Genomic DNA, 9,772 nt, shown 5'->3' with positions numbered 1-9,772 from the left:
TCTCACGCTGTACAGTAATCCCGGTTACGACCCTAACTCGTTTGTTACGGGTATTTCGTTTGATGACTACGAAGCGCTTACAGCTAGCCTGGATAAACCCCTGTTCGATCGTGCGACACGCGGTATCTATCCGCCTGCATCCACATTGAAGCCCTTTGTCGGTCTTGCCGCACTCGAAGCCGGCAGCACCAGCTGGAATTACAAAGTCCGCGACCCGGGTTGGTTCCAGCTCGACAATGACGAGCGCTTTTATCGAGACTGGAAGCGCGAAGGCCATGGTGTTGTGGATCTTGAAATGGCTGTTGTTGAATCCTGCGATACCTATTTTTACGACGTCGCTGTTAAAACAGGGATTGATGACCTGACGCCCTTCCTTGGCCAGTTTGGCTTTGGTCGGGATATGTCGATTGATGTTATCTCAGCGGTATCGGGCATTCTCCCCGACCGGGAATGGAAACGCTCCACCGGGCGTGGCCCCTGGTATCCGGGTGATACCGTCAACCTTGGCATCGGTCAGGGCTTCATGGCAGTCACACCGCTGCAGTTAGCCACTGCAACCGCGGTACTGGCCAATAAGGGTAAATGGGAAGTCCCGAGGCTGCTTGCCGCCGAAGACAATATCCCGACCGAGTTCCCTCATGGCGATATCCCTGACATCAAGCTCAAAGACCCTTCCGACTGGGACCGTATGTTCACCGCCATGGATCATGTGATTACTGGTCGTCATGGTACTGCACGCGCGCTGCGCGCCAACCTGGATTTCCCGATCGCAGGAAAAACCGGCACTGCACAGGTGGTTGGTATTGAACAGGATGCCGAATACGATTCTGAAGCACTTCAGGAGCGCCTGCGCGATCATGCCTGGTTCATGGCCTTCTCCCCGATAGAGAAACCACAGATTGCGATTGCGGTTATCGTTGAAAACGGCGAGTCATCCGGTCGTACAGCAGCACCCATCGCTCAAGCAATCATTAATGAATACCTGGGAGGCGCAGAAGGCTGATGGCCAGTACAGATTTCAGTCGCACGGTCTCCACGCCGTCACAGCATCATACGTTCGACCGCAGCGGCGCCTTTTTCGCACGACTGCACATCGACCTGATTCTGCTTCTACTCCTGATCGCGTTAGGCGCTACAGGGCTTGCTGTACTCTATAGCGGCAGCGGTCAGGAAATCGGCATGGTGAAACGTCAGGCCGTTCACTTTGGTATTGGCATGATTCTGTTGTTTTTTACTGCGCAGATTCCGCCACGACTCTATCAGCTGATAGCCCCCTGGGCATTGGCGGCGGGGACACTGCTCCTCGTCGGCGTGCTAGTCGCGGGCGTTGGCGCCAAAGGGGCTCAGCGTTGGCTTGATTTACCGGGGCCACTGCCCCGCTTCCAGCCGTCTGAATTAGTGAAACTGGCCTTACCACTGGCAGTCGCCTGGTTCATGGCCAAACGGCCAGTGCCACCGCGCTTTCGTGATCTGCTTCAGGCGCTGGTCATTATTTTCATTCCTACGATTCTGATCCTTAAGCAACCCGACCTGGGTACGTCGATACTCATCAGCACCTCGGGATTGTTAGTCCTGTTTTTTGCGGGCATGTCATGGCTGCTGATTTTTTCCATGATCGGCATAGTGGCGGCCATGGCGCCGATGATGTGGTTTTTCGTGATGCACGCGTATCAGAAGCAGCGCGTTCTTACGTTTCTGAATCCAGAATCAGACCCCCTCGGCTCAGGTTGGAATATCATTCAATCGAAAACAGCCATCGGCTCAGGCGGCATTCACGGCAAGGGCTATCTGCAAGGAACGCAATCGCAACTCGAGTTTCTCCCCGAAAGCCATACAGACTTCATTATTGCCGTTCTCGCGGAAGAGCATGGCTTAATTGGCGTCTGCCTCTTACTGACTCTGTACGCTCTGATTATTCTTCGCTGCCTTTACATTTCCAGCCGTTGCGAAACTCTTTTTGGTCGTCTGCTGTCTGGTAGCATGTCAGTTACGTTTTTTATCTATGTCTTCGTGAATATAGGCATGGTCAGCGGCATTCTCCCGGTCGTAGGTGTCCCCCTGCCCCTGGTGAGTTACGGCGGCACGTCCGTTGTCAGTCTGCTTCTGGGTTTTGGGCTTATTATGTCGATGTACACTCATCGGCAAAGGAAATAACAGGGTTCTTACTATGTTGAAACATGTGTTAGCAGCAATCACCTTGGCAGTTTCTGCACCTTTTGCAGCCGCAGCCTACGACCAACACGAGCGCACGGACGAATTCGTCGCCGAAGTTGAAAAAGAGTACGGCATTCCTGCCGAGGAAGTGCGCAACTGGCTTAAACAAGCAGAGAAAATGGACTCAGTACTCGAAGCTATCCAGCGCCCCGCCGAGCGCACCATGAACTGGGCTCGCTATCAGGATATTTTTCTGACGAAAAAGCGCATCAGCGCCGGTAAGAATTTTCTCGAAAGCCAGGCAGATATTCTGGCTGAGGCCGAAAAAAAATACGGTGTCCCCCCTGAAATCATCGCAGCCATCATTGGTGTCGAAACCTTTTACGGCACCCGTCAGGGTGGCTACCGGGTTCTCGACTCACTCTCGACACTCGCCTTTGACTACCCGAAGCGCCCCCTGTTCTGGCGCGAGCTGAAAGCCATGTTCGCTCTCGCGCGTGAAGAAGGTGTCGACCCGGGCACAATCAAAGGGTCTTATGCTGGCGCGATGGGTTACGGCCAATTCATCCCCTCCAGCTACCTGCACTATGCGGTTGACGGCGACGGTGATGGCAAGCGCGATCTGTGGGGCAACCCTGTCGACGCCATCCACAGTGTCGCTAACTACTTCTCAGAACACGGCTGGAAAACCGGAGAACCCGTGACTCACCGGGTGACCGTCAGTGGCGACCAATACGAACCACTAGTTAACGTCAGCCGCAAGCCACAACATACCGTTGCTGATCTGACAGCGGCGGGCGTAAAACTGCCAGTAGAGATCAAAGGCGACAAGCCTGCCAACCTGATGCGCCTTGAAGGCAAGCAGGGCGATGAATACTGGCTCGGTGAATATAACTTCTACGTTATCACTCAATACAACCACAGTAAGCTGTACGCGATGGCCGTATATCAGCTCAGCCAGGCGTTGAGTGAGGACAAACAATGATGCGCGGACTGGCCGTACTGGTCAGTCTTGCTCTGCTTCACGGTTGCGCAACATCCCGTTATCAACACGAGAGTGATTTCACGCCAGCGCCGATCGCTGATATCAAAGCGATCGCCGAGCCCGTGCCTGTCTCCGAGCCGCGCAGCAGCTTAGGTAACCCTGCCCGCTACCGTGTTCTGGGCAAGGACTATGAAGTCATGACAGACGCCGAAGGCTTTACTCAGGAAGGGATTGCGTCTTGGTATGGCATGAAATTTCACGGCCACGACACCTCAAACGGGGAAACCTTCGACGTCTACAAAATGACCGCAGCCCACAAAACGCTTCCGCTGCCGTCTTACGTTCGAGTCACACGCAAGGATACCAATCAATCAGTCATCGTCAGAGTCAATGACCGCGGCCCTTTCCATGAAGACAGAATCATAGACCTGTCATACGCGGCCGCAGTTAAGCTGGATATTCATAACGATGGCACCGCCCCCGTAACGATAGAAGTACTAAAAGCGCCACTCTCTGAGGCCGTCCTGTGGATACAGGCGGGCGCACTCAGCAACTCTGATTCGGCAGAACGCTTGCGTCAGAGATTGGCTGATATCAGTGCTAAGGTGGGTGCAGGAGACTGGACTGTAGGTATCTACCCGAAAGATAAAGGCGACATCACCTTACACCGGGTTCGGATAGGCCCCGTGCCAGAGTCCGAAGTCCCGCTTTTGATTGAAGCGCTGAACAATGAAGGCATCACCCAGCTGGTTCTGCTCTCTCAGCATCAATTGCAACGCTGAGAGACCAGACTATTACTCGCCGGTGCCGTGCTTTTTAATGTCTTTCTTTACCGCGATATAAACGCCAACAAAGAACGCACAAGTGAGCCCGACAATCGCAAGACCAGAGAATACAACCTCATCCATAAACATAATAAATACCTCGCATTGAGAAGAGACATCAGTCGTTGTTTCAATCTCAATATAGCGAGGTTGGCATAACTGGAATTGACTTGAATCAAATATGCTTACAGAGGAATAGAGCACTCACCCACAGTTTGACTCAGGTCAGTATTCTCGAAAGAAAACGGCCGTGCGACCGTTAGACAATTGACGAAAAACCGGCAGCAATTGCACTTTTTTATGTCACAAAGGCTGCCATTGCACCATCACAGATCGAAACTAAGCCTCAACGAGACGACCACGATACATTTTCTGTTTCGCTTGCCGAACCCGCGAGGAGTCGTCCATCAGAATTTCACTGCCACGATATACCTTTCGGCTTTCCTGCATCTGCGGTTCAACCGGTGGCGCCTGGCTCGGCAGGAAATCCTCAACCAGCCCGAGAAGTTCAGCGCTGACGCCGCTTCGCACCAGCACTCGTAAATCGTTTTCGAGAGTATTTGAATCGAAATGGATCTCGCAACCCACTTCGTCTTTAGCGATTTTTTTTATTTTTCGGAGTAACGCAATACTACGGCGGTTGAATTCCACCATAACTTCTTCCCCCCTACAGATATACTTATCAAGAAGTCGTCTGCAAGGGGTGTACCATTCCGCGTGATTCGCAATGACTTGCTAACAAAGCTTCAACCCGGCGTTCAAACTGACGCGCAACCATGTCCCATGAAAGCTGTTCAGCCTGACTACGGGCATCCAATCCCATCAGGGTGGCGTCAAAGCGCAATGCCACTCGCAGAGCATCAATAAAGGCCTCCTCACTGTCATCGGATGCCAGAGAACCATCAACGCCAGTACGGACAAACTCTCTGGCCGCAGCCATGTCATAAGCGACGACAGGAAGACCACTGGCCATCGCTTCAAGCGTCACAAGACCAAAGGTCTCCGTCTGGCTTGGCATCAAAAAGAGATCCGCTGATGCAAAACACTCAGACAGCGCCTGGCCGGTTTTTACGCCCGTAAATACAGCCTCAGGAAACTCTTCAGACAAGGCTTCACGCATTGGGCCATCACCAACGATCACAGGTCGTATCTGGCGACCTTCGATGCGCATTTGCCGCACAGCCTTGAGAGCGACCACCAGATTCTTTTCCGCGGCGACACGGCCTACGCACAGGGCGACCTGCTCACCCGACTCAATGCCCCACTCTTCTCTTAAGGTCGCTGAACGGTGCGCAGGATTAAAACGGCGGCAATCCACACCATGAGGTAACCACTCGACGCGTTCCATGCGCTCATCCGTTAATTCACTCACCATAGATCGAGAAGGCACCAGAGTGACGTGAGTCCGATTATGAAAACGACGCATCCAGGCCATAATCATGCGACGCATAACCCCCAGGCCGTAATAACCACTGTAGCGATGAAAATTGGTATGAAATGCACTGATCATTGGCAGGTTATATTCCCGGGCCAAGGAAACAGCAGACGCACCAAGCAACCCTTCTGTGGCCACATAAACCAGATCCGGTGGAGTGGCTTTCCAGTGCGACCTGAGAGCCGTCTTTGATGGTAAACCTAATTGCAGATCCGGGTATTGCGGAATGCTGATACCTTTTACCCAGACTTCATTGTCAGGGACGTCCATATCGACCCTGGGTGCAGGCCGCACAATAGAGACCTGATAAAGATCAGAGTTAAGATGAGTGAACAGGTGCTGCAAGGAGTTCGCAACACCATTCACTTCAGGAAGATACGTTTCTGTAACGACACATATGTGACGAATGCTCATGTCATACCCAGCAATAACTACTCATACAAGCTAGTTTGCCGGGCAATCAATGACAGTTTAATTACGCCTCAGCAGCTTCTTCGCTGAGTTTTGACAGGCGATAGCGCAGCTGGCGCGGTGTCAGCCCAAGAACCTTGGCTGCCATCGTTTTATTGCCGTTACACTTATCAATCGCAGCGTGAATATCATCCAGCTCGTTTTCCTGAACTCGCTGATATGGACGCGCATAAAGAGTCTTAAAGTTCGGTACAACCTGAGTCGCCAGAATAGTCGCGATCTGCGCACCAATGAAGCGGATTTCCGCAAGGTCAAGAGTGCCTGCATCATGACCACGCAGGTCAACCACCATCACGGCCATCACCGATTGACGGATAGTCAGTGGCACCAACAGACAACGCATTGAACCCGACAGCGATTCCAGCTGTGGATCAAAGTGCTCCGGGCGCTCGCTGTTGTCACCAATCGTCAGCCATTCGCGGCTTTCGAACTGACGACACAGTGCATGTTGTACTGCAAAGCTATATACGCCGTTACTGATCCCTGTTGAACAGAACTGGGCTTTAAAACGGCTCGGTGAGTCGGGGACGGCAATTGAAATATTGCTCAGGCCAGTCACCTGCGTGGCAAGCATCAGCAACTGCTGAATAGCTTCGTCATCGTGGTAGCGACTTTCCAATACATTGGCGACTTCATTTACCCATGCGGATGGGGATGATTTGATGCCATTGTCTTTACGGTATTCCTGGATATCTGCGATTTTGTACATAGGCTGCTCCTCCTGAATGCTTATGCTGTCGCAAAACCCGTACCAGCTTAATCGGGCCGAATAAAATTTGGTAAAAGGCGCGAAAATACACCCTCATAACCACGAGCTGCAGCATTGCGATAGCCGGTGCTGCAGCCTAACTTGTTGATGATGAAAGAATTTTTTCAGTAATGTGACAATAAGAAAAAAAACACGACAACCACCTATTCCATCAAGCGCTTGTGGCACCCGGACGATTACTGCTTCATCCAGATGCAGAGCAAGCGCTTAACGCCCTTTTTTAATGCAGAAAATTTTTTTATTCAGCCGGACACCTGTCAGGCGCACCCCGGGTCATCGGTAGGTAAATAAGTTTTCTTTAACCAGGCCGAAAAGCCTTTCGCAGCATCTTCCAGACTGAATATCCCTGCAAGACGGTCACCCTTCATGATAAGTACCGCATCAAAATCATCAGCGACCATCTGATCAAGAACGACATCGAGGCGAGTATGGAGATCGATGGCTGGGATTTCCCGGCGGCACATATCCACGGCCGTCAGTTCGCTGATATCACTGGCAGGGTGCCCAGGGCTTCGTGCGAGTTCAATATCAGCCCACGTAAGAAGCCCCGTGACTTCATGGTGATTCATGACAGGGACGTGATGACAATGATGAACTTCCATCACGCGGGCCGCTTCCGCAAGACTCGTGTTTTCATCAACATGGGCAGGAAACGCCGTCATGAGTTCGGTAATGGTCGGCATATGACGCATCAGGAGTGCTCCTCAGACGCCAATGCGTCCCAGAGTGTCGGTAAGTTGCCGAAGTATAGCCGAGATCGCAGGATGTTCATGCTCAAAGCGGATGACCTGCTCCTGCACCGCATCGCTCAATTCAGGTGAGCCTGCTTCATTGCCCTCCAGCTTTGCGATGTCATCAGCGATTTTGAGCAGCAGATCGTGGGTTTCAGAGTCAAGTTCGGGGCTTTCCTTGAGGGTACGATGAAGGGATTCGAGTTGCTCGTTGAGAACCTGTTTAACCATAACCTTCTCCTTTAACTGGAAGTGACAATGCTTTGATAATTTCCGCATGTCTCAGTTCCAGTCTACTCCGTGAAAATAGTTTTCACACTATGTAAGAAGTAAGGTATGGCTTGGTGGACGGACGCAGATCAATAAAACGCCTGAAAGCAGAACTTCATTCCGCACTTCTCAGCCAGCTGCTGCAGCACTTCCCTCAGTCCTGCATCGCCGACATAGAGAAGAGTCATGTCCCTGAGTCGGCTGTCAGACTTCGACGGTAACACCTGTTTCAGAGCACTGATCAATAAACTGGCATTCGCGGCAACAGGCATCCAGATCAGGCGTTCACCCTCGTGCTGCTGCAGAAAATGAGTCAGTTGTGCATCATCATTGGCTTTTTTATCAGCAAAATCACAATGCAGCATGAACAGAGGGCTGGATTCATATTCGGGGTAGCGACTCAGTGCGTGCAGTGCCAGAGGAAGTAAATCTGACACCTGTTCTTCTACGCACTGCACTGTTTTGGCGCCTGGGTACTGCAACACCGAGACCGGCCGACCTTTTAGTGTGCGTTCAGAAATCGCTCCGGGGGTCGCGGTTTCTGTGAGTCCGTTGTCTGCTCCCGGCAGAGTCGCGCTGTATGCGGTCATTCTCGTGGCTCCTGCAGGGAAAGTAGTTCCCTTGCATATGTAGTGATACATAAGCGTTACAAGGACTGTGCCACTTCAGGCAAGGCTGGATAATTTCAGCCACAGACGAATCAAGCCGGCGCGTCAGATCTCAAGTACGTACTGCAGAATCACCTTAATGAGGTACCCCGCCATGCCAACACCCAGCCCCAGAAGGAGGATCATGGTGCCGAACTTACCTGCCCCTGAACGCTTACCCAGGTCAAAAATGATAAAAAACATAAACGCAATCAGCCCGCCCACACCCAGGGTCATACCAATCTGTTCAAGTAACGCTGTGTCCATCCGGCAATCCCGACAAAAATGAAATTGGGCCCAATGGTACTTAAACTACGCCAGTAATGCAGCTCAGGCGCACAGGGTTGGCGGCATCAGGCCTTTTTTTTGCCCCGCAGATATGCGTATCATTGGCCGCATCAATCACACAGCTCTGCCCGGCTCACTGAACATCCGTGAAAACCGGCAGTTCGATATAACAATAAAATCATTGGGGATACTAAAATGCGCTTGATCGCAGTCGCACTGACGTTGTTCAGTTTTGCCTTCGCTGCGGAGGGAAAGGAGCTTCCACAGAAAACGTTTTGTATTTTTGATCCGGTAGGTGCCAACGGCCCTATATTTACCCGGATGCAGGACTTTCGCACTGCGGCGCTGGAATGGGGCGTCGAAGCTGAACTGAAAGCCTATACCAACGAAGCGGTCGCATTGGCAGATTTTCAGTCGGGTGTCTGCGACGGCTCACTGATTACCGGCACGCGTATCCGTCCGTTCAATGTGTTCACAGGCAGCCTTGAAGCCGTTGGTGGCCTGACCAGTTACCAGCAGCTGCGTGAGCTGATCAACATGCTGGCCCGCCCTCAGGCCGCCAAATACATGGTCGATGGCCGCTACGAAGTTTCGGGCATTATTCCGGGGGGCTCGGTTTACGTTTTCGTTCGTGACCGTGCAATCGACTCAGTTGAAGCCGCCGCTGGCCGCAAAGTCGCGACACTGGATTACGATCTCGCCTCGAAAAAAGTCGTTGAGCACATTGGAGCAACGATGGTACCGGCCACGGTAGCCACCTTCGCACCACGCTTTAATAATGGTGACGTAGATATCGCTTATGCACCGGCAGTCGCCTACGAGCCGTTCGAAATGTACAAGGGGCTCGGAGAGGCTGGCGGCATCTATCGATTCTCTTTTGCACAAATGAACTTCCAGCTGATCACTTACAAAGATCGCCTGCCTGAAGGCTTCGGTCAGTCATCACGCGAATTTTTCGCCGATAACTTCGATCTGGGCATGGAACATATCCTGACAGCAGAGCGTGGAATTCCTGAGAATTACTGGATCGACCTCCCGGACGAGCAGGAACTCGGATACCTCGATATGCTTGCCGGTATCCGCGATGAGCTGGCGGCACAGGGCGTATACGACACGCAAATGATGAAACTGATGAAGAAACTCCGCTGCCGTGCGAATCCAATGCACCACGAGTGCGCTACTGATCTTCTTTTCTGAG

The 9,772-nt window shown here is 52.2% G+C and carries 13 protein-coding genes; 5 read left to right on the top strand and 8 right to left on the bottom strand.

Features of this window, described 5'->3' with window-relative positions; translation table 11 throughout:
* The 4 genes from B2R29_RS15490 to B2R29_RS15475 form a co-directional block, all read left to right on the top strand.
* Positions 1–1,003, top strand: a 1,003-nt coding sequence (locus B2R29_RS15490) for a penicillin-binding transpeptidase domain-containing protein (protein ID WP_301181881.1), incomplete at its 5' end; no start/stop codon positions are given.
* Positions 1,003–2,154, top strand: coding sequence for a rod shape-determining protein RodA (gene rodA, locus B2R29_RS15485; protein ID WP_301181880.1), 1,152 nt, complete (start codon positions 1,003–1,005; stop codon positions 2,152–2,154). The genes B2R29_RS15490 and rodA, both read left to right, overlap by 1 nt.
* Before the next feature lie 13 nt (positions 2,155–2,167).
* A complete protein-coding gene (mltB, locus tag B2R29_RS15480; RefSeq protein ID WP_301181879.1) occupies positions 2,168–3,139 on the top strand; it encodes a lytic murein transglycosylase B in 972 nt (323 codons plus the stop codon).
* Complete coding sequence (locus tag B2R29_RS15475) at positions 3,136–3,921, top strand: septal ring lytic transglycosylase RlpA family protein (protein ID WP_301181878.1); 786 nt, start codon at positions 3,136–3,138, stop codon at positions 3,919–3,921. The genes mltB and B2R29_RS15475 overlap by 4 nt, the downstream gene beginning before the upstream one ends.
* 12 nt (positions 3,922–3,933) lie before the next feature.
* Here B2R29_RS15475 and ccoM read toward each other — a convergent pair whose 3' ends face one another.
* The 8 genes from ccoM to B2R29_RS15435 all read right to left on the bottom strand — a co-directional run bounded on the left by ccoM (position 3,934) and on the right by B2R29_RS15435 (position 8,553).
* A complete protein-coding gene (gene ccoM, locus B2R29_RS15470) occupies positions 3,934–4,053 on the bottom strand; it encodes a cytochrome c oxidase subunit CcoM (RefSeq protein WP_281251162.1) in 120 nt (39 codons plus the stop codon).
* A 249-nt stretch (positions 4,054–4,302) separates the two neighbouring features.
* On the bottom strand, positions 4,303–4,617 hold the full coding sequence (locus B2R29_RS15465; RefSeq protein ID WP_301181877.1) for a hypothetical protein: 315 nt from the start codon (positions 4,615–4,617) through the stop codon (positions 4,303–4,305).
* Between the two features lie 28 nt (positions 4,618–4,645).
* Positions 4,646–5,812, bottom strand: a complete 1,167-nt coding sequence (locus B2R29_RS15460; protein WP_301181876.1) for a glycosyltransferase family 4 protein — start codon at positions 5,810–5,812, stop codon at positions 4,646–4,648.
* A gap of 61 nt (positions 5,813–5,873) precedes the next feature.
* Entirely contained in the window at positions 5,874–6,578 is a 705-nt protein-coding gene (locus B2R29_RS15455; RefSeq protein ID WP_301181875.1) for a helix-turn-helix domain-containing protein, read from the bottom strand.
* 317 nt (positions 6,579–6,895) lie between these two features.
* Positions 6,896–7,330: a CBS domain-containing protein gene (locus B2R29_RS15450; protein ID WP_301181874.1), complete on the bottom strand. Its 435-nt coding sequence runs from the start codon at positions 7,328–7,330 to the stop codon at positions 6,896–6,898.
* Positions 7,331–7,342: 12 nt separating this feature from the next.
* Positions 7,343–7,600, bottom strand: coding sequence for a DUF4404 family protein (locus B2R29_RS15445; RefSeq protein ID WP_301181873.1), 258 nt, complete (start codon positions 7,598–7,600; stop codon positions 7,343–7,345).
* Between the two features lie 128 nt (positions 7,601–7,728).
* Positions 7,729–8,229: a hypothetical protein gene (locus tag B2R29_RS15440; RefSeq protein ID WP_301181872.1), complete on the bottom strand. Its 501-nt coding sequence runs from the start codon at positions 8,227–8,229 to the stop codon at positions 7,729–7,731.
* 123 nt (positions 8,230–8,352) lie between these two features.
* Complete coding sequence (locus B2R29_RS15435) at positions 8,353–8,553, bottom strand: DUF2788 domain-containing protein (protein ID WP_301181871.1); 201 nt, start codon at positions 8,551–8,553, stop codon at positions 8,353–8,355.
* A 216-nt stretch (positions 8,554–8,769) separates the two neighbouring features.
* On the opposite strand from B2R29_RS15435, the gene B2R29_RS15430 reads away from it, so the two are divergent.
* Positions 8,770–9,771 (top strand): putative solute-binding protein, encoded by a 1,002-nt coding sequence (locus B2R29_RS15430; protein WP_301181870.1) that lies wholly within the window; start codon positions 8,770–8,772, stop codon positions 9,769–9,771.
* Position 9,772: the final 1 nt, after the last annotated feature.

This window comes from Thalassolituus sp. UBA3500, assembly GCF_002377545.1.
In the GTDB taxonomy this organism is placed as follows: domain Bacteria; phylum Pseudomonadota; class Gammaproteobacteria; order Pseudomonadales; family Oceanobacteraceae; genus Thalassolituus.
Note: the sequence above shows the minus strand (reverse complement) of the source record. Positions and strands in the feature narration are given on the sequence as shown.

What these genes read in the sequence shown, in the direction of transcription:
- rodA (WP_301181880.1), top strand. Translation starts at nt 1,003, where the DNA reads ATGGCCAGTACAGATTTCAGTCGCACGGTCTCCACGCCGTCACAGCAT.
- mltB (WP_301181879.1), top strand. Translation starts at nt 2,168, where the DNA reads ATGTTGAAACATGTGTTAGCAGCAATCACCTTGGCAGTTTCTGCACCT.
- B2R29_RS15455 (WP_301181875.1), bottom strand. Translation starts at nt 6,578, where the DNA reads ATGTACAAAATCGCAGATATCCAGGAATACCGTAAAGACAATGGCATC.
- B2R29_RS15435 (WP_301181871.1), bottom strand. Translation starts at nt 8,553, where the DNA reads ATGGACACAGCGTTACTTGAACAGATTGGTATGACCCTGGGTGTGGGC.
- B2R29_RS15450 (WP_301181874.1), bottom strand. Translation starts at nt 7,330, where the DNA reads ATGCGTCATATGCCGACCATTACCGAACTCATGACGGCGTTTCCTGCC.
- B2R29_RS15460 (WP_301181876.1), bottom strand. Translation starts at nt 5,812, where the DNA reads ATGAGCATTCGTCACATATGTGTCGTTACAGAAACGTATCTTCCTGAA.
- B2R29_RS15475 (WP_301181878.1), top strand. Translation starts at nt 3,136, where the DNA reads ATGATGCGCGGACTGGCCGTACTGGTCAGTCTTGCTCTGCTTCACGGT.
- ccoM (WP_281251162.1), bottom strand. Translation starts at nt 4,053, where the DNA reads ATGTTTATGGATGAGGTTGTATTCTCTGGTCTTGCGATTGTCGGGCTC.
- B2R29_RS15430 (WP_301181870.1), top strand. Translation starts at nt 8,770, where the DNA reads ATGCGCTTGATCGCAGTCGCACTGACGTTGTTCAGTTTTGCCTTCGCT.
- B2R29_RS15465 (WP_301181877.1), bottom strand. Translation starts at nt 4,617, where the DNA reads ATGGTGGAATTCAACCGCCGTAGTATTGCGTTACTCCGAAAAATAAAA.
- B2R29_RS15445 (WP_301181873.1), bottom strand. Translation starts at nt 7,600, where the DNA reads ATGGTTAAACAGGTTCTCAACGAGCAACTCGAATCCCTTCATCGTACC.
- B2R29_RS15440 (WP_301181872.1), bottom strand. Translation starts at nt 8,229, where the DNA reads ATGACCGCATACAGCGCGACTCTGCCGGGAGCAGACAACGGACTCACA.